This window comes from Paraglaciecola arctica BSs20135, from assembly GCF_000314995.1.
Classification (GTDB): Bacteria; Pseudomonadota; Gammaproteobacteria; order Enterobacterales; family Alteromonadaceae; genus Paraglaciecola; species Paraglaciecola arctica.
In genome coordinates, this window is record NZ_BAEO01000031.1 from 34,305 (window position 1) to 58,925 (window position 24,621).

Annotated in this window: 19 protein-coding genes; 4 read left to right on the plus strand and 15 right to left on the minus strand. The window is 37.3% G+C overall.

The features are described from left to right. Positions 1-41 precede the first annotated feature (41 nt). Together GARC_RS11880 and cobB are read right to left on the minus strand one after the other, a co-directional pair. Positions 42-686 (minus strand): LysE family translocator, encoded by a 645-nt coding sequence (locus tag GARC_RS11880; RefSeq protein WP_007620269.1) that lies wholly within the window; start codon positions 684-686, stop codon positions 42-44. Further along, positions 679-1,425, minus strand: a complete 747-nt coding sequence (cobB, locus tag GARC_RS11885; protein ID WP_007620270.1) for a Sir2 family NAD+-dependent deacetylase — start codon at positions 1,423-1,425, stop codon at positions 679-681. The genes GARC_RS11880 and cobB overlap by 8 nt, the downstream gene beginning before the upstream one ends. Positions 1,426-1,681: 256 nt before the next feature. Here cobB and GARC_RS11890 point away from each other — a divergent pair, with 256 nt between their 5' ends. Next, positions 1,682-2,503, plus strand: a complete 822-nt coding sequence (locus GARC_RS11890; protein WP_007620271.1) for a sulfite exporter TauE/SafE family protein — start codon at positions 1,682-1,684, stop codon at positions 2,501-2,503. 5 nt (positions 2,504-2,508) lie between these two features. On the opposite strand, the gene GARC_RS11895 is transcribed toward GARC_RS11890, so the two are convergent. The 5 genes from GARC_RS11895 to GARC_RS11915 form a co-directional block, all read right to left on the minus strand. Next, a complete protein-coding gene (locus tag GARC_RS11895; protein ID WP_007620272.1) occupies positions 2,509-3,147 on the minus strand; it encodes a TetR/AcrR family transcriptional regulator in 639 nt (212 codons plus the stop codon). Between the two features lie 24 nt (positions 3,148-3,171). Next, positions 3,172-5,370, minus strand: coding sequence for a malate synthase G (locus GARC_RS11900; RefSeq protein ID WP_007620273.1), 2,199 nt, complete (start codon positions 5,368-5,370; stop codon positions 3,172-3,174). 53 nt (positions 5,371-5,423) lie between these two features. After that, entirely contained in the window at positions 5,424-5,927 is a 504-nt protein-coding gene (locus tag GARC_RS11905; RefSeq protein ID WP_007620283.1) for an ureidoglycolate lyase, read from the minus strand. Positions 5,928-5,958: 31 nt separating this feature from the next. Continuing rightward, positions 5,959-7,008, minus strand: coding sequence for an allantoicase (gene alc / locus GARC_RS11910; RefSeq protein WP_007620284.1), 1,050 nt, complete (start codon positions 7,006-7,008; stop codon positions 5,959-5,961). 247 nt (positions 7,009-7,255) lie between these two features. Beyond that, positions 7,256-8,239: an NAD(P)H-quinone oxidoreductase gene (locus GARC_RS11915; RefSeq protein WP_039989471.1), complete on the minus strand. Its 984-nt coding sequence runs from the start codon at positions 8,237-8,239 to the stop codon at positions 7,256-7,258. A 115-nt stretch (positions 8,240-8,354) separates the two neighbouring features. Here GARC_RS11915 and GARC_RS11920 point away from each other — a divergent pair, with 115 nt between their 5' ends. Beyond that, a complete protein-coding gene (locus GARC_RS11920) occupies positions 8,355-9,542 on the plus strand; it encodes a class I SAM-dependent rRNA methyltransferase (protein ID WP_007620288.1) in 1,188 nt (395 codons plus the stop codon). Between the two features lie 74 nt (positions 9,543-9,616). Here the strand turns inward: GARC_RS11920 and GARC_RS11925 are convergent, their stop codons facing one another. The 3 genes from GARC_RS11925 to GARC_RS11935 form a co-directional block, all read right to left on the minus strand. Then, positions 9,617-9,919 (minus strand): PilZ domain-containing protein, encoded by a 303-nt coding sequence (locus GARC_RS11925; RefSeq protein ID WP_007620290.1) that lies wholly within the window; start codon positions 9,917-9,919, stop codon positions 9,617-9,619. Between the two features lie 94 nt (positions 9,920-10,013). Then, positions 10,014-13,919, minus strand: a complete 3,906-nt coding sequence (gene hrpA / locus GARC_RS11930) for an ATP-dependent RNA helicase HrpA (RefSeq protein WP_007620293.1) — start codon at positions 13,917-13,919, stop codon at positions 10,014-10,016. 187 nt (positions 13,920-14,106) lie between these two features. After that, on the minus strand, positions 14,107-14,529 hold the full coding sequence (locus tag GARC_RS11935; protein WP_007620295.1) for a CBS domain-containing protein: 423 nt from the start codon (positions 14,527-14,529) through the stop codon (positions 14,107-14,109). Between the two features lie 588 nt (positions 14,530-15,117). On the opposite strand from GARC_RS11935, the gene GARC_RS11940 reads away from it, so the two are divergent. Next, the gene (locus GARC_RS11940; RefSeq protein WP_039989474.1) at positions 15,118-16,998 is read left to right on the plus strand and encodes a methyl-accepting chemotaxis protein; all 1,881 of its coding nucleotides are present in this window, start codon (positions 15,118-15,120) and stop codon (positions 16,996-16,998) included. 802 nt (positions 16,999-17,800) lie between these two features. Here the strand turns inward: GARC_RS11940 and GARC_RS11945 are convergent. The 5 genes from GARC_RS11945 to GARC_RS27710 form a co-directional block, all read right to left on the minus strand. Then, positions 17,801-20,140, minus strand: a complete 2,340-nt coding sequence (locus tag GARC_RS11945) for an AAA family ATPase (protein WP_007620297.1) — start codon at positions 20,138-20,140, stop codon at positions 17,801-17,803. After that, the gene (locus tag GARC_RS11950; protein ID WP_007620298.1) at positions 20,133-20,789 is read right to left on the minus strand and encodes an ABC-three component system middle component 1; all 657 of its coding nucleotides are present in this window, start codon (positions 20,787-20,789) and stop codon (positions 20,133-20,135) included. The genes GARC_RS11945 and GARC_RS11950 overlap by 8 nt, the downstream gene beginning before the upstream one ends. Before the next feature lie 22 nt (positions 20,790-20,811). Further along, positions 20,812-22,080 (minus strand): ABC-three component system protein, encoded by a 1,269-nt coding sequence (locus GARC_RS11955; RefSeq protein ID WP_007620299.1) that lies wholly within the window; start codon positions 22,078-22,080, stop codon positions 20,812-20,814. 104 nt (positions 22,081-22,184) lie between these two features. Beyond that, positions 22,185-22,634, minus strand: coding sequence for a hypothetical protein (locus GARC_RS11960; protein WP_007620300.1), 450 nt, complete (start codon positions 22,632-22,634; stop codon positions 22,185-22,187). A gap of 130 nt (positions 22,635-22,764) precedes the next feature. Then, entirely contained in the window at positions 22,765-22,935 is a 171-nt protein-coding gene (locus GARC_RS27710) for an Arm DNA-binding domain-containing protein (protein ID WP_226989133.1), read from the minus strand. Between the two features lie 213 nt (positions 22,936-23,148). Between GARC_RS27710 and sbcB the strand changes: the two genes are divergently transcribed. After that, positions 23,149-24,588, plus strand: a complete 1,440-nt coding sequence (gene sbcB, locus GARC_RS11965) for an exodeoxyribonuclease I (RefSeq protein WP_007620301.1) — start codon at positions 23,149-23,151, stop codon at positions 24,586-24,588. Positions 24,589-24,621 lie beyond the last annotated feature (33 nt).

A 24,621-nucleotide genomic window follows, 5' to 3' on the forward strand; every position in this document is an offset into this window, starting at 1 on the left:
CTAACTTAACGTTCTCAGTTTTAATACTCAATAACAGCGCACTATACAGGCATAACCAGCTTTATCGCCAACAAAATCAATACAACCCCCATCACCCTATCAAACCAATATCCTTTTTTACCAATAAATTCCGTGACTTTTTTAGAACTTAAAAACAATGACAATACACAAAACCAGATGCCAGTAGCCACAGCCAAATACAAACCATATCCAAGTTTGATGATATTAGGTGTTTCGGGAGAAACTGCTACGGCAAATACCGATAAAAAGAACAAGGTTGCTTTAGGATTAAGACCATTAGTTAAAAAGCCCACTACAAAGGCTTTTTTATCAGAGATAACTTGAACCGTTTTTTCAATCTCTTCATTATCTAAACTATTAGGTGCGGGACTTTTAATGGCTCCCCAACCTAAGTACAGTAAATACGCAGCGGCAACATAACTAAATACTTGATAAAGCACTGGTGTTGTTTTTATAAGAATGCCAAGACCTAATAACGAATAGGCAACATGGATTAATATTGCCGTACCAACACCAATACTAGTAATAATGGCAGCTCTGCGACCAAAACTAATGCTGTGTTTTAATACAATGGCAAAGTCTGGGCCTGGACTAGCGACAGCTAATAAATGAACACTAGCGATGGTTAAAAATTCCACCCAATATTGTTGTACGTACTCAATCAAAATTAAAACCTTTTAGTAATGTATCGACAAATTTACTCACTATTTCAGTTGCCGGACCATAATGTTTTTCAGCAAACTCATTATACCCTGAACTGGGTTCCATATTGAGTTCAACCGTATGCGCACCAGATTGATTTGCTAAACTAACAAAACCAGCCGCAGGATAAACTGTGCCAGAAGTCCCGATTGAAATGAATATATCAGCTTGAGATAAACATTCTTCAATCTGAGGCATAAATTTGGGCATTTCACCAAACCAGACGATATCGGGTCGTAAACTGTTTGTTGGTTGACAACAATCACACTGGTTGCTGTGATCTAAATCGCTGTATATAGCGCTACAATGACCTGACCTTAAACACCTAGCGGATAACAAACTTCCGTGCATATGTAACACATTTTTGTTACCCGATTTTTGATGTAAATTGTCCACATTTTGAGTGACTAAAGTAAAGTTATTTCCCAAGACCCTTTCTAACTTTGCCAAGGCAAGATGGGCTTTATTAGGTTTTACATCTGGGCTAAGTAACTGACGTCTGCGTTGATTATAGAATCGATAAACTAACTCAGAGTTACGTTCGAACCCATCGGGAGTAGCCACGTCTTCAATACTGTGTTCTTCCCATAAACCATTATTATCTCTAAAGGTTTTTAATCCAGACTCAGCAGAAATACCGGCCCCCGTCAGCACTACTACTTTTAGTTGCTTAAGCTTATAAGGGGGAAAATTAGCTAACATCGGAGGTCGGATAAAATTTGACTGCTAAATTGATTACAAACATATAAGGAATTAAATTCTAACCATTTGTAGTTATTTGCTCGGGGCATTATGCTAACAAAAATATCTTTTAATCACTTGTTTAATTTATATATACAGGTAAACAAAAGTTTCTCATCAATGTAAATATGGTTAGTTGTAATTCCCATTAAGCACTCAACTTAAAACAGGTCGTTTACTTCACCATTTATAAACTTATATAACCGAAGAGATCATTATGGATGTTGTACTAAACAACCTGCCGACTATTTTTGCCCTAATAACAACGGGGATTTTTGCTGGATTGTTAGCAGGTTTATTAGGCGTAGGTGGCGGAATAGTGATAGTGCCAGTATTGTATTTCCTATTTCAAAACTTTGACGTGTCCGCACAAAGTGCCATGTTGATTGCCACAGCTACTTCGTTGGCAACTATTGTGCCTACGTCAATTAGCACAATCAGAGCACATCAAAGTATAGGTAACCTTGACTTTAGGCTTCTTAAATCTTGGGGGCCGTATATCTTGGTGGGTGTGGTTCTTGGCAGTCTGTTAGTCACCCAATATGGTGGCCAATGGCTTAGCGGATTGTTTGCTTTGGTTGCCTGTTTATCGGCACTCAATATGTTATTTCGAGCGGGTAAGGCAGCACTGGCAGACTCACTACCCGGTAAAGTTGGTCAAGGTGTGATTGCCAGTTGTATTGGTTTTTTTAGCGCTATGGTGGGTATAGGAGGTGGAACTCTTAGCGTACCTGTACTTACAGCTTATAGTTATCCTGCCCATAAAGCAGTAGGCACTGCCTCTGGAATAGGTCTTATTATCTCTCTGCCAGCAGCAATAACGATGCTGACATTCGGTGTCACGCCTAGTGATGCTCCCTTTGGCACTTATGGCTTAGTTAACCTTCTAGGCTTTGTTTGTATTGTGCCACTAACTGTCATTTTTGCACCAATGGGCGCTAAGTTAGCCAGAAAAATGGACGCTTTGCTGCTTAAAAAAGTGTTTGCGGTGGTATTACTCATTACCGGATTGCGCATGTTTGCACAGCTATTTATTTAGCAGAGCTAGATGTTTCTCGTTTTAACACCACATCCTTTTAAAACTATAGTGGTGATTGATTCAGCAATAGCTTCGAAACTCTGATCATCCATTTCTTGCTTATCCATAGCGGCCAGTACCTGAACATTAAAATCTGCATAATGTTGAGTCGCGCCCCAAATTAAAAACAATAGATGGTAGGGGTTGATATCGTCTATCAAGTCTTGCTTGATCCAATATTCGATGACATCAACCTTGGTTTGCACCCAGACTTTAAAGTCTGTAGACAGATAGTTGTTTAATACTGGCGCCCCATGAATTATCTCACTAGCAAAAATGCGTGATGCGTCTGGATCATCACGGGAATACATCACTTTGGAGCGAATATAAGCTGATAAGGCGGTTTGAGGATCATCATCGATATTTAATGAATCAAATTTTGAATTCCAAATGCTCACAATATTACTGAGTAACTCTTGGTACAACTCCATCTTGTTAGCAAAATAGTAATGGATATTGGCCCGAGGGATATTGGCTCTTTCAGCAATGCGCTTGATTGACGCACCTTTAAAACCAAAGGTAACAAATTCTGTTTTGGCAGCATTGAGAATGAGGGCTTTATTCTTTTTACGAATATCACCCACCTCTGACTTTTTATTTTCCATGAATTTCTTTGGCATCGATTTGTATTAGCTAGCTAAACTTTGCTTCAGCTCGTTGCGCATTTTATGCAACAAAGGTTCGGTGTAACCACTTGGTTGTTTCTCACCTTTGAAGATAAGATCAACTGCCGCCTGAAAAGCTAAGCTGGAATCAAAGTTAGGTGCCATAGCAATATAAGTATTGTCTTGCTCATTTTGAGTATCCACCACAACCGCCATACGTTTTAGGGTTTCCGTGACTTGCTCAGCACTCAATAGACCATGATGTAACCAGTTGCAGATATGTTGGCTGGATATACGTAAGGTTGCTCTGTCTTCCATTCGACCTACATTATCGATATCAGGTACTTTTGAGCACCCTACTCCCTGATTAACCCAACGCACCACATAACCCAATAACCCTTGAACATTATTGTCCAATTCATTTTGTCGTTCTTGGTTAGACAAATCAGCAATGTTTTTGAGTAGTGGAATAGTTAACAACGCATCAAGTTGAGAGTCATAGTTGTTTGAACTAGTGTCAGCCAACATTTGCTCTTGTACCTCTGAAACATTAACTTGATGATAATGCATCACATGTAACGTAGCGGCAGTAGGAGAAGGCACCCAAGCACATGAAGCGCCTGATTTAGGATGGCCAATTTTAGCCTTAAGCATTGCCGCCATTTCATCTGGCGTGGCCCACATGCCTTTGCCTATTTGTGCTTTACCTTTAAGTCCAGCTTTTAAACCAATCAGCACATTTCTGTTTTCGTAGGCTGAGATCCATTTTTCATTTTTCATCAGTTCTTTACGAACCATAGGACCTGCTAACATGCTGGTATGAATTTCATCGCCCGTTCTATCTAAAAACCCAGTGTTAATAAAGGCCACACGGGCACTCGCCGCTCGAATACATTCTTTTAGATTGGCTGAAGTTCTGCGCTCTTCATCCATAATGCCCATCTTGATAGTATTTTCGGCAAGACCTAGACACTTTTCTACGCGGCTAAACAAATCATTGGTAAATTGCACTTCTGCAGGCCCATGCATTTTAGGTTTAACAATATAAATGCTGCCATGTTTTGAGTTCACAAACTTAGATGACCCATTTAAGTCATGTAGCGCAATCAAGGAGGTGATCAGTGCATCCAGTATGCCTTCGGGCACTTCTTCGTTATTTGCCGTTAAAATCGCGTCAGTTGTCATTAAATGACCGACATTACGGATAAACTGTAGGCTTCGCCCTGGTAAACTCATAGGTTCACCTGCGGAACTAAGGTAGCTTCGATCAGGATTAAGGGTTCTGGTGGTTTGTTTACCGCCTTTGCAGATGGTTTCAGCTAAATCGCCTTTCATCAGTCCTAGCCAGTTTTCATAGACCGCAGTTTTATCAGCAGCATCAACAGCTGCAATAGAATCTTCGCAGTCTTGTATGGTGCTTAGGGCTGATTCTAAAACGACGTCTTTTACAGCAGCCGCATCCGTTTGCCCAATTAGATCATTTTTATCAATTTGGATTTCTATATGTAAGCCATTATTGATGCACAAAATGGCTGACGGAGCTTCAATAGAGCCATTAAATCCTAAAAATTGCTCTGGTTCTTTTAAGTTAACTAATTTGCCAGTATTTAATTCAACTAATAACTGACGATCTTCAATTTTATATTTGATTGAATCATGGTGGCTACCTTGGGCTAGTGGCAAAGAGTCATCCAAAAAGTTTCGAACAAAGCTTTGGACCTTTTTCCCACGAATAGGATTATATCCAGCAACTACTGGTTCACTACTAGGATCATCAACAATCACATCAGAGCCATAAAGGGCGTCATACAAACTCCCCCATCTTGCGTTAGCGGCATTTAGGGCAAACCGAGCATTCATTAGCGGCACTACCAATTGTGGCCCTGCAATTAAAGCCACTTCTGGATCTACATTTTCAGTAGTGATCTGAAAGTCACTTTGTTCAGGCACTAAATAGCCAATTTCAGATAGAAATTTTTGATATTTTTGTTGCGAAAACGCAGTACCCAAATTATCTAAATGCCAAGCATCAATCTTCGATTGCAGTGAGTCTCGGGTAGCTAACAGTGCTTTATTTCGGGGAATAAATTCATTAAACACATCGGCAACAGCGGACCAAAAATCTTGTTGATTTACCTGGAGTCCAGGAAGTACCTCATTGTTGACTAAGTTGTGAAGGCACTCGGCAATTTTATACTCATGTTCATTAATTCGTTTATTCATTGTGTTTCCTAAAAGATTTCAATTAGCGCTGAAGATTTGACTTAATTCAGTTGTTAGCTCTGGGCGATAACAAGTGAACCGTCTAAATCAATCACGTCGCAATTTTCTCCCGCACCACCACGATCAACCACTATAAAGTCACTGACTTGGTGTAACGCCAGACAGTAATGATGCCAAGTGCCTTTATGATAATTCACACCTTGGTTTGATGACGCCAAGAACACTTCAATTTTTGAAATATGCAATTCACCTTTGGGTGCAACTACCACTAAATATGGTTGTTGTCCCATAGGAATAAAAGCTTGGCTAGATAATGGATGACGCTCCATCATCTTAATCCTAACGGGTTGTTCTAGTGGTGTAGAGCGAAAGATATTAATGAGAGTTCGCCCGCCTTCTTCAGTTACGTCAACTTGGGCTAGATCATGATAACGCTGAGTAAAACCGTCATTAATACTGAAGTGTTGAGCCTTATCATTAACCTCTATCACATCACCGAACTGGGCAAAATTTTCCGGTGTGAGTGTTTTAGGTATTATCTGTTGATTATTTGTCATCAAGCCTTTATCCCATTTGCTTTATTTATCGTTACTTACGTTTACCTAATATTCGCATTCTAGAAATACCACCATCGGGGTAAATACTTAATTTAACGTGACTAAATTGTTGTGATTTATCAGTAATTAATTCATTGATAAATAGATGTTCACGATGGGCATACAACCTAGTTTGAGGAATAATGGTTTGCCAATTTAGCTGTGCATTAACTTCATCAAAATTATCACTGTCAGTATTGATGCCTTCGAGTTTAAAAGTGTCTGGGAAGTTACCTTTAAAATGGCAAGTATCAACTATGACTTTCTCGACACTGCCTAGTGCCGCTAACTTAACAATTGACCAATCTGGCCCCGGATCACGACGACGTTTTGTTTCCCAACCATCACCCATATCTTTACCACGACCAGGCATGATTAAGTTGTTTTTATCGCTGAAAAACATGTCACTTACTAACAAGGCTTTGGCACCGTTCTTAATTGACGCTAAATCAATTAATTCACCCTCAACAAAATCGTTCCAGTTTACTTGTGCTTCACCATAAACTCGGAAACGCGCTATGCCACCATCTGGGAACATATTTAATCGCACATGAGTCCATGATTGAGAATTGGTAATTTCGAAAATATTTTGACTATGGGCAGCAACTTCGCTTTTAGCTAAAACAGTATGCCAAACCGTATCTTCATCTGGTTGCTGAGCACTCACGCAAGCTTCTACTGAAACAGTCTGCGGGGCATTGCCTCGGAAATAATTAGTATCTATGTCAAACCCACGAATTACACCACTAATACCAAGGCGAATAATACACCAATCGAATTCACGGCCGTTGTCTCTGCCATAGCTGCGACGGGATTCCCAACCGTCCATCCATTTGCCGCGTTCAGTGAATTTGTCATCAATAAAAATACCACGGCCAGATTTAAGTAGATTTTCCATTTCAGCAAAAAAATCATCACTGCAAGATAAAGTTTCACCGCCAACACGTTCACTGGCTAGATCAACAAAATGGGTTTTTAACTTCAATTCCAATTCCGCACCTTTACCAGCTAATTTGTTTTGCACTTGGGTATTCTCAATCATTTAAAATTTCCTATTTTGCCAAGGTGATGGTGTTCAATTTGAATAAATTATACAAAGGGGGAAGTAGTACCAAGCTTTCTGTGCAGAAAAACCTGACACAACTGTCAGGATTTTATTGTAGTGGATTATAAATGCGCTGCATAGCTTGATTAGAAAAATAAAAAATATTAATAAACTGCTTTAAAATTTAGTGAAGTTGCCAGAAATAAGATACTCATAGCTCATCAAACTAAACCTATTATCTATTTCACCAACAACCTATCAGTTTACCCATAGTATCGTTATTTTCTAATCGTTGATGAGCCATACCCGCGTCTTTGGCAGCAAATTCGGTATCTATATTGGCAACAAGTGTGCCGTTAGCAAAATCACTTAAACATGTCTGACTAAATTCTTTTATAAGGTGACTTTTATATTGATCGTTACGACTTCTCAAGGTTGAGCCTTTAACCGTGGCCCTTTTGCCTAGCATCATAGCCATATCTAGTTTGTCTGCATATCGACCAGCCAACATGGCCAAATACAGCACATTGCCATCCATATTAAGCAGTTTTAAGTTTCTATTAAGGTAATCACCAGCAACAAAATCAATAATCAAATCACAGCCTTGCCAATGTTTAGCAATCTCTTGAGCAAAGTCTTGTTGTTGGTAGTTAATAACTAGATCTGCGCCTAACTGCTTACATAAGTCCAATTTAGCCTGACTTGATGCCGTGACCGCAACAGCACAACCTTGTCGTTTGGCTAACTGAATAGCCGCCAGTCCTACCCCGCTGGCTCCTGCATGGATCAATACATGCTGTTTTGGTTGTAAATCATTTTCGATAAACATAGCTTGGTAGGCTGTGAAGAAACATTCAGCTATACCTGCGACTTCAGACATCTGCATGTTTGCAGGTGCAGCCATTAGATGTTGACTATTAACCGCCACATATTCGGCATATCCGCCTCCAGCCACTAAACCAAACACTTTATCGCCTAGTTCAAAAGGTTGAGGACTCATTTGTTCAGAATGAATTTGAACAATCTCACCGCTCATTTCTAAACCTAAAATATCGCTTTCCCCTGGTGGCGCTGGATACTTGCCTTGCCTTTGTAAGGTATCGGCGCGGTTTACACCAAAACAGGCTACTTTTACTAAAACCTGCCCAGATGTAATTGTAGGAATTTCTGTCTGACTAATTTCTAATGCGTCAGGTGCACAACCATTATGATGTTTTATATACTGCATAGAGTTATTTATAGAACTATTCAAAGTGTTAAATCCTTTCTGTAAGCTGAAATACTGTTTAGCAAAGCCTTTGCCTCATGTACAATTGCGACAAATTTTTTATAAAAGTTATCCTATGTCATCTAGCGTCATTTTGCAGCCCGGTCGTGAAAAGTCTTTATTACGTAAACATCCTTGGATTTTTTCTCGTGCCATCGAAAAAACCATAGGCAGAACCAACATGGGAGACACAGTAGATGTGTTATCCCACGATGGTGCCTTTTTAGGCAGAGGCGCGTGGTCTCCAGAGTCGCAAATTCAAGTAAGAATTTGGACATTTGATAAAGATGAAAGTATCGATAATGGTTTCTTTCAAAGGCGTATAGCCACTGCCCAAGCGTCAAGAGAAGATTTAATCAAACGTCACGGATTAACCGGTTATCGACTTATCGCAGCTGAATCAGATGGGCTACCAGGTATTACTATTGATAGATATGCTGACGTCTTGGTATGCCAGTTATTATCTGCCGGCGCTGAAAAACACCGCGACAAAATTGTTTGGGCCTTAAAAAAGGAATTTCCAGAGTGTTCGATTTATGAACGTAGCGATGTAGCGATCCGTAAAAAAGAAGGTTTAGAACAAATAACCCAAGTGTTACATGGTGATGTCCCTGAAGAAGTGGTGATTGAAGAAAACGGTATAAAAATCATTGTTAACGTCAAACAAGGACATAAAACCGGGTTTTACCTCGACCAAAGAGACAATCGCGCCATCTCGGCAAAATACGTTAAGGATAAAACCTTACTGAATTGTTTTTGTTATACAGGGACTTTTGGCAGTTATGCCTTGGCCAGTGGTGCTAAGTTTGTTACCAGTATTGATGTTTCAGATTTAGCTTTAAGCACCGCAAAAAGAAATGTTGAAATAAATAATTTAGACACAGATAAATGTGAGTTTCTAAACGCCGATGTGTTCCAAGCATTACGGGACTACAAACAAGCGGGTAAACATTTTGATCAAATCATTCTTGATCCACCCAAGTTTATCGATTCAAAGAGTTCGTTAGTTCGCGGTTGCCGGGGTTATAAAGACATCAATATGTTGGCCATGCAGATCATGGAGCCTGGCGGTATCTTATGTACTTTTAGTTGTTCGGGTTTATTATCTTTTGATTTGTTTCAAAAAGTAGTAGCAGACGCGGCTTTAGATGCAGGTAGAACTGTACAGATAATCGAAAGATTAGGCCAAGCCGCCGATCACCCTGTTGGCAGTAACTACCCTGAAGGATTTTATTTGAAAGGCTTAGTGTGCCGAGTGCTCTAATAAAAATCGATCTGCACAAGTAACATTGTCAGATCAACCCATATTCAATAATTAGAATAAGCGACTTTTGTCGCTTATTTCATTTCGAGGATCTCAACACCCACAGTACAGGAGTTGTCATCAATAGCTTCACAGCGTACAACTTTAGTATCGGCGGTAAGTGAAGGGATTTGTGAATTAGTAGATTCAATGTAAACATTTATCTTGGTGCCCATCTCAACAGAACTTTCTTCTATTTCAAAAGACATTCCAGTTGCGCTTATGTCCTTGCACACGGCCTGCAGACTACGTGTAGACTCATCGTCAACTATTTTTAGTTCACAAACAGAATTGACCATCATTCGGAAAAAATTGCGCTTGTCATCGTAACCTAACATCCAATACTCCATGAAGTTAAAATTCTACTCTGTAGTTTATAGGGTGCCGTGAAACCAAAGTCAACGCAAATAAAACTCGAATCATCAACTTGAGTTAAATCGAATCCAAATGATTCAATATACGTTTGACTGAAATTGGGGCAGATGTGCCTAATTGTTGAGCAAAAAACGACACCTGTAATTCCTGTAAAAGCCAACGTACTTCTTTTAATTCTTCCGGTATAGGCTGATTTGCAGGAATTTTATTATATTTTGCCTGATAGGCTTGTTCGGCCTTTTCTAAATTAAGCTGATGTAATTTGTCTTTGGTGGGATCTATGGCCACTTTTTCCAATCTTTTAGCAATCGCCTTAATATAACGTTGCCAATCGCCCAATTTATGAGCTCCTACATCGGCCACAAAACCTTTGTAGACCAAGGAATCGAGTTGAGCTTTGATATGTCCATGAGCGTAAATGAGATTTAACGGCACACTGCCTTTCATCTTTTTCTTAATTTCATGAGCAACGGTTAAGCCAACTTCTACTTGTTGGGCAATAGACAAAACAGTGTCGTTAATTTCTTGCCTGACAAATTCACAACATGCACCAAACTGTTCTTTATCTCGGATATCCGCATTATTTTGCAGACAATATTGATTAATTAGTTGATCAACACCTGCATCTATACAGTCATCGATTAAGGCTCTAATTTGTCCGAAAGGATTAAAATACAGCCCTAACTTAGCTTTATTGGGCAGTTTGTCCTGTAAATATTTGACCGGTGAAGGTATGCCCAAAATAACTAACTTTCGTAACCCTAGCTTATGGGATATTTCGGCAATATGCGGCTGATCAAATAATTTAACGGCTACTGTTTTGCCTTCGTTAACTAATGCTGGGTAGGCCTTGATCTCATAGCCACCGGTTTTGTTGATAAATTCGTTGGGTAATTTATCGATTTCCCAACTGACTAAACCCGTTTTTTCTAGTTCTGGCGTAGCTACAGCCTGTAGGTTTTGTTTGACTTTACCTTGCAGTTTTTGCTGTAACACAAACAAATCACGGCCTTGGGCAATCACCTTTCCTTGTTGATCTATTACTTTGATATTAAAAGTTAAATGTTGTGGCAATTTATCTCGTTGCCATTCGCTAGTCTCCAGCTCGCGCCCCGTCATACGCTTTAGTTTCAGCGACAAAGCGCTTAAGAAGGCAATAGGATTACCTTGCTTATCTATTTGCGGCATATCAGACAAGCAGGCATCGGCATAATTGGGGGCCGGAACAAAGTTTCGTCTTAAAGATTTTGGCAAGGCTTTGATCAAGGCCACAATAAGCTCATGGCGTAATCCCGGAATAAGCCAATCCAAGCCCACAGTTGTGACTTGATTCAGTAGTGGTAATGGCACCATCAAACTGACACCGTCGTCTATATCTTTGGGATCGAAATGATAATCTAATCCAAGGGTAAGATTATTTTGCCTAAAGGTTTCTGGGAATGACGATGCATCTATATGTCCAGTATCTTTCTTAAGTAAGGCTTCGGGATCGAAATTAAGTAACTGTGGATCTTCAGTAGACTGTTTTTTCCACCATTTTTTAAAATTGACTTCAGAACAGATATGACTGGGGATTTTTTCACCATAAAAATCCACTAAGGTATCTTCATCTACTAATAGGTCTCGCCTACGGCTCTTGTCCTCTAAATCTTCAATATTTTCTATCATCTTTTGATTAAAAGACAAAAACGAAAAGTTCAGTTTAGTGTCCATATTAACCAAAGCTTCGCGGATAAATATCTCCCTACTAACTTGTGGGTCAATTTGGCTATAATTTTTTCGCCTTTGGTTAACCAGTATCAGGCCATACAAACTGACTTTCTCAAAGGCCTGCACAACACCGTGTTTCTTTGACCAGTGTGGTTCTGAGTATTCGGTTTTGATTAAGTGTTGGGCTAGTGGCTCAATCCATTCTGGTTCAATTTTAGCCGCCACTCTGCCAAATAAATGGGCTGTTTCCACTAACTCAGCGACCATAGTCCACTTAGGTTGAGATTTAGATAAACCAGAGCCCGGAAAAATTTTAAAGCGGCTATTGCGGGCACCTAAGTATTCACGGTCGACATCTTTAGTACCTAAATGGGATAACAACCCTGATGCAATAGCTTGGTGAATAGCTTGATATTCAGCCTGATGTGAAGAAATCCCAAAACCCAGCTCTGCCACAGATTTTTTAAGTTGACTGACAATATCTTGCCATTCACGCATCCGCATAAAATTAATAAAATGTTTCTTACACCAGTTACGTAATTGGCTGGATGATAAAGCTTGCTGTTGTTCTTTGAACCCTTGCCACAATTGGAAATAACCTAGAAAATCAGACTCCTTATTAGTAAAGTCTTCGTGCATTTGGTCAGCTTGTTGCTTTTTGTCCTGAGGGCGCTCTTTGGGATCTTGGATACTCAAACCCGCAGCAATGATCAAGACTTCACTGAGGCAATTTTGTTTAGCGGCTTCCACCACCATGCGTGCATATCTTGGATCTATAGGTAGACGCGCTAGCTGCCGACCTTGGTGGGTTAATCCTTGTCGACCAAGTTTGTTATCTACTGCCCCTAGTTCTTCGAGTAGTTTAAAACCATCATTAATACTTCTAGAATCAGGTGGTTGTACAAAAGGAAACTCATCTACTTTACCTAACCCCAAGGACATCATTTGTAAAATAACCGAAGCCAAATTGGTACGTAAAATCTCAGGATCGGTAAACACATCCCTAGATAAATAATCATCCTCTGAATACAAACGAATACAAATACCATCGGATACACGACCACAGCGCCCTGCCCTTTGATTAGCTGACGCTTGTGAAATCGCTTCAATAGGTAAACGTTGTACTTTACTGCGCACGCTATAGCGCGATATACGAGCAGTGCCAGGATCGACAACATACTTTATTCCTGGAACAGTAAGAGAGGTTTCTGCAACATTAGTGGCGAGAACAATTCTTCTACCTGTATGGGAAGAAAACACTTTGTTTTGTTCGCTGTTACTCAACCTAGCATACAAAGGCAAAACTTCGGTATGCCGATATTGCTGTTTGTTCAGTGCGTCAGCAGTATCGCGAATTTCCCTTTCGCCACTTAAAAACACTAATATGTCGCCGTTTGGCTCGGTTAATAATTCATTTACCGCTTCGATAATAGCTTGAATTTGGTCGTTATCACTGCTTTCGCCTTCCCTGTAGCGCATTTCTACTGGGTAAGTTCTGCCACTGACTTCAATAACAGGTGCGTCGTTAAAGTGTTTTGAAAAACGCAGAGGATCAATAGTCGCAGAGGTAATGATAAGTTTAAGTTCTGGGCGTCTAGGTAATAGTTGTTTTAGATAACCCAGAATAAAATCGATGTTTAAGCTACGTTCATGAGCCTCATCTATGATGATAGTGTCGTATTGATTCAAAAACTTATCTTGTTGAATTTCTGCCAACAAAATACCGTCTGTCATTAATTTGATATAGGTACTATCTGATACTTGATCTGAAAACCTAATTTTAAAACCCACTTGTTGACCAAGTGGCGTTTTTAATTCGTCGGCGATACGGTTTGCCACCGTTCTAGCAGCAAGACGTCTAGGTTGAGTATGACCAATCAAACCGCCAATCCCTCTACCAAGCTCTAAACATATTTTTGGAATTTGGGTGGTTTTACCTGAACCTGTTTCGCCGGCGATGATCACTACTTGATTATTTGCAATGGCTTCGGCTATTTCATCTTTTCTTTCACAAACAGGTAAAGGAGGAAATTCAATTTCTGGCCGTTGCTCTAGTCTAGAAGCAAAAATCTGCGTAGATTTTTGGATATCACCTTGCAGTTTAGCTAAATAATCTGGCTTTTTATCAGCCGCTAAGCTGGGAATTCTACGCAAACGGGAAATAAATCTAAATTTGTCTTTAGACATACAAGTCGCGATATCACTAGATAGTTGTTTAACGCTAATTTCTGAGTTGGGTTGTACTAAAGACAAAAACGGCTGCTCTTTTACTTCTATAAAAATGAACCGAGGATCCTAGAAGATGAATCGAGCAAATACCAGTATTATTAAAACATATCCCCCTGTCACCTCAAGATGTGCGTTTCAAAACGACTGGAGCGCTTCAATTTAAGGCAATGACTGAATGTCGACCACCTTCTGAATTGACCTAACAAAAGAGTTAACTCGTTGGCGATTTGTAACCGTCATGTAGATGCAAGTCTAAGGCGTGCAATAAAGCTGAACGATTAATTGTTCCTAATAAATACCCATCGTCATCGACTATTGGATAAACTTTAGGTTTTGCGGTGGTCATTTGTTGCGCCAACTCAATAACTGAAGTGTATGGCTTGATTGCTAACACCTCGGTTTTCATTATATCTTTAACTTGTGCGACTTGTTCTCTGTAATAACTAGATTCAATCATCTGTACCAGACAATCTTGTTCAGATAAAAAACCTATTACTTTATTTTGAATATCAATTACCGGTCCACCCATTTGTTTAGCTTGTAACAATCGCTCAACGGCTTCAGCAACTGTCATTTCACTAGTAAATGTAACTGGACGTAGATTCATATGGTCGCTCACTTTTAGAGATTCCACTATAACTCCTTGGTTTCTAATAATTATAATTTTATATCGTTTGAGGTAAAGATAGACTTAAGTCACCACAATACCTAATTATTTTATTTTAAATTATTAAAATAAATAACTATAAATTACCACCAAAACTAAATTTAAAGACTTTCAGTGTTTTTATCCACACCATTTAAAGCGTACCAACCAATCTAGATGTAACACTCAGGTGGAATGGTAAAGTTAAATTGAATTCCACACATAACAATAAAGACAAATCTATATTGACCTTGACCCGCTCCCTCAATTGAACTTGGTGTTGGTGTTGCCAACAGCCATAACTTTTTCTGCTGATTCGATAGAGATCAAGTTAGCTACTCGTGGTAAAGATTTCCTGTCCTAATTAATTTTTATTCTGATAGAGCTACAAAACGGGTTTTCAATCAATGATTTAGTAAAAATATATAATACACCTACGGGCAATCGATTAATGGCCGATATTACTTATGTCTATATCAACATTAAGCAAAATGCTAAAAAAATGCTAATATGTGGCAATCAATATTTAGCTATAAACATATAGTTTTTCGAAGGGATGGATTTGGATGAAGTGGAATGTTTAACATAAATAGTATCAGGAACAAATTAATACTTATTGGCGTTCTTGTTGCGTTAAGTATGTTAGCAATGATCATCTTGCAAAAAAGCATTAATTCATCGCTTAATAATATTAGTCAAACAAATCTGCGTGTCAGTTCCATACAAAGCGGCATGTTAACTCTCAGACGTCATGAAAAAGATTTCCTAATGCGACTTGACGTGAAATATTTTCAGAAATTTAATGATGAAGTTACGTCCTTAATCTTAAATGTTGAAATTCTCAAAATAGAGCTTGAACAGCAAGATGATGATGCAAGTAAAGCCTCTAAACTAAAAGACATTCTGATTGACTACAAGAAAAAATTTGAGGCCTTAGTAAGGCTCGAGCAAAATCTAGGACTTGATGCTAATAGCGGCCTATATGGTAACTTACGTGCAGCAGTTCATCAGGTTGAAAGTAAAATTAATGAGCTCAATAATGATAGGCTATTGGCCAACTTGCTAATGTTACGCCGCCACGAAAAAGATTTCATGCTGCGGGAAGACTTAAAATATTTTGATAGATTTAATCGAGACTTAGTAGTCTTCATGACGAGTTTGAACACGGAAAGTATTGCCAATGATACCAAATCAGCAATAACGTCCCTAATGCAAAACTATAGTCAAAGTTTTAAAGGCTTTATAAGTGGCAAACAGGCCCTAGGCTTAACTAGTTCGGATGGTGCCTTAGGTGAGCTGAGAGAAACTGTACATCAAACTGAGGGTTTATTAACAACCCTAGCCGAAGAAATCGAAATTACTTCCATTGAACATCGCGCATTCACTAATTTAATGTCAATTATTATTGCACTGGTCATCACTTTGGTGATTGTTGGTATTGTTATATTACTCTCAATCAGTATTTCCAAACCAGTTCGATATCTGTCTGAATTGATGGCAAATACCAGTCGTAATAAGGATCTCACTCTACGTTATGATTATGCGGGTGCCAAAGAAATTAATGATGTGGGTGATTCCCTCAATGACATGCTCGACAGTTTTGAGAAATCAATATTGGAAGTGTCGCAAGCCACTTATTTACTCAGTTCCTCCTCCGAAGAGCTCAATGTCATAACGCAAAATAGCAGCGATGGTATAAAGCGTCAGCAAGCTGAAACAGAAAGTGTTGCCACCGCAATTAACGAAATGACGGCAACAGTCCTAGAGGTATCTCGTGCGGCAAGTAATGCTGCTACTTCGTCAAATATTGTTGATGAAGAATCACAAAATGGTGCCAATTTAGTGAGAGATACCGCTAGGCTAATTGGTAATCTTGCTAAACAAGTTATCGATACCGCCATTGAGATGGATCAATTAAGGGAGGAAGCAGAAAATATAAATACCGTAGTACAAGTAATTGGCAGTATTGCGGAACAAACCAATTTACTCGCCTTAAACGCCGCCATAGAAGCAGCCCGTGCTGGAGAGCAAGGAAGAGGGTTTGCAGTGGTCGCAGACGAAGTCAGAACTTTAGCCTCCAGAAGTCAGGCCTCTACTTTGGAAATCACGCAAATAATCGAACGGTTGCAGGCCAAGACCCTATCGGCAGTAGCGGTTATGAAAAGTGGTGAGGAGCTGGCACAAAATTGTGTACGTCAAGCAGGCATCGCCGGTGAAGCAATTGAAAAAATAACCAGTGCGGTATCTACCATCAGTAGCCAAAACTTTCAAATTGCCAGTGCTGCAGAACAACAGAACTCAGTTGCCGAAGAAATTAATCGAAATATAGAAAATATTAATAATATTGCACAAGAATCGACTATTTCAGCCTCGGAAACTTTGCAAACGAGCAGTGCTTTGGCAAAGCTAGCGGTTGATTTAAAAACTATCATTAGCCAGTTTAAATTATCAAATTAAATGATTATATTTTGATATCGTTCGGCAAAAGTAAAGAACGATATCAGTCAATTACTATTAACTATTTGCTTGTTCCAATACCGCTTTCTATATTGCAGCAACCCCACTTGTAAACTTATGCTCAGCAATGGTCTAGGTCACAACTTATATTATGTCCATCTTCTAATATGCCCTTGAGTCCGATTAACTCGCTATGTGTTTCTTTTTAACGATAAAGAAGGATAAGTTCCTACCCCTAACTTTACCCCTATCTTGAAAGCGATATCTGTATTAAAAGACAACCTTTCCCCTAGGTGGTACCCTTACCCTTAAGGGATCCCTATCAGCGACTTCAATCATTTTATCTTATGGTAGTTTTTGAGGGGAATTTACTTGTTTATCAAATAGCGGCGTATTTACACTCTTTTGATTATGTACACAAAAGTTTGTAAAACAAACAAAACAAGAAAAAGTACTAACTAACAGCAGCGAACAAAATACAAAGTAAACAATTGATTAATAATGATAAACAAACATGAATGAACAACCATCTATCTATTGGCACGATATATAACAACACCAATCAAGAGCAATAAAAATAAGGGCAAGCACAAAGCATTGATTTTTTGGTACGCAAAAAGGTACAACTTACAAAAACTAATGAAGTACATCGCACTCCTAAGCGGCAGTTACAAGTTTGACTCTTGCGGACATCTAAAATCAATCATTTCAACATATTGTTAAGGGCACTTTAAAAAGTGCCACATATATTGGAAATACTTTAATTATTTCGTTTTTGCCGTGAATTTATAACGTTATGAATTCAGCTTATTTCGATTAACTTTTCAGAATATTTATTTTGTAAGTGAATTGAGCTAGCTTGTAAACCACCTCTTAAATACCTATATCTCAAATAATCAGAAACCTCCTGCTCATGAGTAGAAATTATTACTTGTCTATCTCTTAATTCAATCCTTAACAAATCACTTAAAGAAGCTATATTTATTTCATCCATGCTTTGTGTAGGATCATCTATTAGTATAAATGCAGTCTGTGCATATTTACGATTCAATGAAAGAAAAAAGGCCAGAGTTAACGCCGCTACTTGACCACTACTCATAGATAGCACTGCGTCATATGAAGAACCATCAGCAGTAAAGAAATGTAAATTTTTAGTTTTATTGGTACTAGACTCTTCAGTATCAATAAATAGTCCTAACCCTCTTTGATAGTTCTGAATTAATCTTCCACTGTAAATATGGAATAATGACTCAACTTGACCGATGGTTTCACTTGAATACGTATTTTTCACTGTATTAGTTGTTTCAATAAGTTTGGTTAATTTACTACCAAATTTATCTAAATTAGCTTGAGCTTTTTTATGTGCTTTTACTATTAATTTCTGGCTGTTTAGCTCTGAATTTATTTTTAAATTATATTGCGAGTTAATATATAAGCTCTTATTTTGTACATCAGCAATATTAATACTTTTCAGTTCATTAATTGTTTTAAAACATTCGTTGAAAAATCCCATTACACCGCTTTGTAAAGAATCACTTTCAACCTTTCGTAAAGATAAAACCTTAACCTTAATCTCTTTTAACGTCTGTTCTTTTATTTGATCGTCAGAGGAGTATTCAATAGGTAAAGATATTCCATAAGCGGTTAGTTTTTGAGTTATTAGATCTATATTACTTTTCTTTAATTTGTTCTCTTCTAATTCTTCTAGTAAAGATAAATTGAAATTAAGTTCCAGTGATTTCAACTGAGTAGTTAATTTTTCACCCTCTGCCTTTAATAAAGATTTTAATGCATCTAAACACACTTTATACGACATATCGTGACGCTCTATAAACTCAGTTATATTTTTGGATTTGAGTTCTAGCGCATCTATTAATAACTGGTTTGTAGTATAATCAAATCCACATAATAAGCATTCAACCTCATGTTCTTGCTGTTTTTCTATAATAGATAATCTAAGTTGATCTATTTCTGTTAGTTTAGCAATATGTCCATCGGTGGTACTTTTTAACCTAATCCTTTCCTCTACTTTAGTTTTTATATTAGTTATCAAATCATTAGATACTAATGTTAATTTAACTAATTGCTCTAGAGTTACGGTTTCTTCACTAGTTTTAAGGAGTTTTATTTGACTCTTATAAGAATCAATAGTGCTCTTATCTTTTACCAAACCGTCATGTTTACTAAAGTGATTACCTAAATAAATCGCTAGAGTGAATTCAGGTTTAGCTACTAATTCATTATATTGGTTATTATTAAGTCGTAAGTCTATTTCATCCACTTGAGCCTTGGCATTATCTAAAAGAACAACTTGCTTGAGTAACTCTTCATAGTCTTCTTTTTTTGTACTAATAACAGGAACTTCTTTATCCCATTGTGGGATAGTAATAGAGGTAGATATTCTTTTGTAATCGACTTGCGGACTATCTTTTTTAATTGCTAAAGTTAAAGAGTCTATTTGTCCATTTACAATACTAATGTCACCTTCTAATGCTTTCATTCGTTTTTTTCTGCTTACTTCAAGGTCTCGTAATCCAACCAATTTTTCATTGACCTCATCTAATTTAATTAAATGTGATATTTGATCGAAACGTGAAGTTTTGTTGTTTGTGTCAGGTACAATAACTGAATTATTATCTTGAGAAATATAGTTTAATACGGAAAAATTACTTAAAAAGTTAGGTCCAAAAACATTTTTAATGTATGACTGTTCATCTTCTATTAAATTGGCGCTTTCTACATCATCAAAACTGGATAATTCATATAGCTTAAAAATATCAAAATTTAGTGGTTGGTGATTTTTTTTATCATTCAATTCCTTTAAATTAGCCATCTTCATTAAACAAATAGTTTCATCGCCACAATAAAATTCTGCCTTTATCTTGATACTTGATTTAGAGTTATTATTCCAATATAGGTTTCTTTCATAATGCTTCTTTTTGTTCCCTTTAAGTGAATTAAATAAAGCTATTATTCTAGGAATTTCCCCACACAGTAGTAATTGTAAAGCGTCAAAAACAGAAGTTTTACCAAAACCATTAGGTCCGTCTAATACTGTTAAGTCATTATCAAAAGACTCACTAAATTCTTCAAATACTTTGAAGCTATTAATATCTAATGTTCTTAACTTCCATTTACTCATTTTCAAACTCCTTTAGTATTTCGCTTTGATCGGCCTTATCATTAATGATTTTCGTTAAATTTTCATCAAACGTAACTAAATCATTAGCTAAAAGGCTTTCTTTCAGCATTACATCAATACTTGGCATTTTTATTTCATTAACAGGCACGTGCAAAAATGGTATTTTAATAAAGAACCTAGCAGCAAAACTGTATAAAGATGGATAATTAGGATATTTTTTGTAAGTGATAAATAAGTTTCTATCTAAAATTACCTTTCCAAGATCGCTTATTGATTTATTTGCTAATAAATTTACTTCTTCATCTGAATAGTAGAGTACGTATTTTTTGAAATAATATGGGTCTTCTTCAATAGAAAATATTTTTTGTTCGTGAGTATTGAAGTCACCTAAATTTTTCAGATTTAATAAAATTATTAAATCTGAATTCCGTTCAAATGCAGGTTCACTTTTGATTTCAATCGGTGTGATATCTTTGATTGTATTATTATAATAATCGACCTCTTGTAAGCTATCCGTTTCATACACAATCAAGAACCGTTTGTTATTTTCTTTAATTTTTTTATAAAAGCTAAAACCCTCTATATTTTCAATAAAAACAAAACCAGAGTCATCAATAGTTGCGGCCTCTTTCAGTAATCCATTAATCAATTTATCTCTCCTTTAGCTGTCTCTACTGAAACAAATCTAATATTTTTAGCTTTAATAATGTTATTTTTAATGTTATAAATTCACTATTATTAACATCATCAATACAGTCTCCATTATGAGTCGCTTTAGGTTTACTAAATTCACTCACTTTAAAAGAAGACTCATTGATCGCCACGATTAAGTTATCAAATTCAAATAAAATATTTAATAATGTTGTATTACTCCTTAAATCAGATAAGTGTTTATCCAATTTATTAACTTGCACTTTTTTAGACATGCCATTAAGTTCGATACATGATGGTATATATTTATCGTACTTCGTATTTAAATAATGAGGTAAGTTGTTATTTGATATAAATGAAGGCAATTCATTTATAATATTTAAATACCTTTCTAAAACTACTTTTCCAATATCACTTTCTATAGAAAAATTAGTTGGGTCTAAAGAAATATATAACCTTTCTAATAATCGGCTATCTAAATTTGACATTATTTTTTTGCAAGTGGACAAGTGAACTAACTCATCCTCTAATTCGTCTGAGTTTTCTTCCTCATAAACACCTGCAAATTCATCAATAATCTGTATGAACTGACTTTTAAAGCGAAATAACAAATGTTTTTTATCTTGAAAGTCTAAAACAACGGATGCTAGACAGTCGATGATCTCAGAGAACAGAATAGGACTAGAGTCGGTTGATTCGTATTGAGTATATTTTTGATTTTGATTTAAGGCATGTGCAAAATTGACCCGTTGAGCCAATAGAGAATTTAGTTTGTCAAACTTATGACTTACTAATTCAAGAGAATTGATGAGTGAATTCTTATCTAAATAATTACTTATAATCCCCTTTAACACTCCGTCTATTTCATCAGGTGTGACAAACAGCTTACCGTCATGATACTTAAATAAACTTACGGTTTGTCCATTATGAGAATGATTAGTAAAATCATCTATATCTACTGACACATGAAAAAATCTTAGTGTATCAATATTAAAATGATCACTTACAACTTCTGCAGCTTGGTCTAATGCTTTCTTATAACTAGAACGATACTTTGATTTAGTTGATTTCACTTGGTGAATAGATAAAGCAGTCTTATCATTAAAAATGACAAAGTCATCTAAATGTTCAACTTTAAGCGAATAAGAATAACTTAACTTGTCATCTATGAGCAATTGTATTGCACGATACAAAGCAACTTTACCTTGGTATATAAAACCACTCCAAGATGCCACGGCAACGCTTTTAGATATTTCGGCTGAGACTGATATATTTTCTTTATTTTGCATAGAGTTAAATCCCTTTTATTTAACTCTCTTATATCAAACTGCCTAGTAAATAAGTACTTATAATTTTATATTAAGTTTTCTAAACTAAATCTAAGTACAGTTATTTACAGTACTCCAAGTGAAGGACTAAAAGCACCTACAGAAATACGTTCTTTCTGAATACTGATTTGCCATGTATGGATACGCGTAATAAATTCTATTCCCTTGTAGAGAATGCCTTTTAGTTTTTGCGTAATGAGACCATCGAACCAACTGGTTTTTATTAAACCCGTTGTTTTGTTAATTTCCATTTCGTAGTAGGGACGAATTGCCTGAGATTTTCGTTTACAGAACACTCCCCCCATTAGCTTCGTATATATAGCCCAGTTACCCGAATCTGCGGCCTTATGGAGCTCTGTAAGCGCTTCGTCTTCGCTTGGAGGTTTTCTAAGTCTTCGAAGTTCTCGCCACACTGTGACTGATACACCGCCTATTTGTTGAAACTGTCTAATTCCCCAACAACTCGCCCATGCTTCTACTCGTTGGGCTGCTAAAATTGGGTTTTCGCCATACACGCCTTTATCTAAGTTCGCACCATTGATGCTTTTGCATACGTATTTGGCAATATAACCAGTCGCAGAGCCTTTTTTTTGGTCTATGTCGGCAAACTTAGTAAGATTATCTCTAGTTACCTGCTTTTCTCTTTCACCAGTTAGGTAACTCTAGAACCTTACTTCTAGCGTGATCAATCCTTAAATCTGGGTGCCGCCCAAATTTTAATCGAACCTCTTTGTTGTTGAAGCGATAACGATACCGCCATGTTATAGTGCCATTTTTGAAAGCGCGCGCACTTAGGCCATCGCGGTCAGAAATCACAATTTCATTTTCTTGTGAATTACTTAGATACTTTTTAAGTTTGTATCAGTTAATGACATAATTTACTTTTGGTACACACGTTGAATTAACATTTGTACGCATATAGGTACAAATTATTAATAAATTAGAAAGAACTTGTATGAACAAAGATAAACAATTGAAACTGAAGCAAGCCATAACAATCATTGCCTTTACGGCACTTAATGAACTTCAATGAACGATAAAAAACAAGAGACTATCTACTGGCACGACTACGAAACTTGGGGGGCTAATCCTCAAAAAGATTTCCCTTGTCAGTTTGCCGGAATACGCACCGATCTAGACTTAAACATTATTAGTGAACCTCTGATGATTTTCAGCCAAATTGCTAATGATTGTTTGCCGGTTCCTCAAGCGTGTTTAGTTACAGGTATTACTCCACAACGTTCTTTAAAGGAAGGACTCCTAGAAAGAGATTTTATCGCTAAAATCCTTAAAGAGTTCTCACAGCCCAATACCTGTGTTGCCGGCTTCAACAATATTCGTTTTGATGATGAAATTACTCGCTACACTTTATATCGAAACTTTTATGATCCTTATGCAAGGGAATGGCAACATGGTAATAGCCGTTGGGACATTATCGACTTAGCTCGAGCTTGTTACGCGCTTAGGCCTGAAGGCATCAATTGGCCATTAAATGAAGCAGGATTACCCAGCTTTAAGTTGCAAGATTTAACTAAAGCCAACGATATTCAGCATCAAGACGCCCATGATGCAATGTCCGACGTGTATGCAACCATTGCAGTGGCTAAATTGATCAAGGAACGTCAACCCAAGTTATTTGATTATTTGTTTAGCCTACGTGATAAAAGAAAAGTACTTGAACAAATCGATTATCAACAACTAACACCTTTAGTGCATATTTCCTCTAAGATCCCTTCAGTCCATGGTTGTTGTACTTGGATAGTGCCTATAGCAATGCACCCGACCAATAAAAATGCGGTTATTGTTCTTAATTTAGCACTAGATCCTAGTCCACTTTTTACACTTTCAGCTGACCAAATAAGACAGAAGTTATACACCCCTAATGCAATGTTAGGGGAAAATGAACAGCGCTTGCCGATCAAGCTTATCCATATAAATAAATGTCCTGTGTTGGCTCCGGCTAAGACACTCAGCGCCGAAAATGCCGAACGTTTGGGAATTGATAGGCAACTTTGTCTTCAAAACTTGCAGAAAATTAAAGCGAATCTGCAGAGTCTTGAAAAATTGCAGCAGGTATACATCCAAACCGAACAACGGGATCCTCTGGATGCAGAGCATGCTTTATATTCGGGCGGCTTTTTTTCGTCCAACGATAAAGAACTTATGAAAAAAGTAACTCATTCTGATTTGCAGGGACTGACTGAGCTTTCTTTACCTTTTGAGGACGAACGTTTAAATACATTGTTGTTTAGATACAGAGCACGGAATGCTCCACAATCGTTATCAGAGACAGAAGTTGAGAGATGGCAACGTTATCGACATTTTAAATTTTATGACAATGAATCACCTGCTAGCATTAAAATGCCAGAATATTTAATGCAACTCGAACAATTAAGCAGTGAATATGCTCGTAACCCAGAAAAGTTAGCCGTATTAAAAAATCTTTACAATTATGCGAAAGGTTTATAAAAAGGTATTCTGTGGCTTAAATTCTTAGACTAT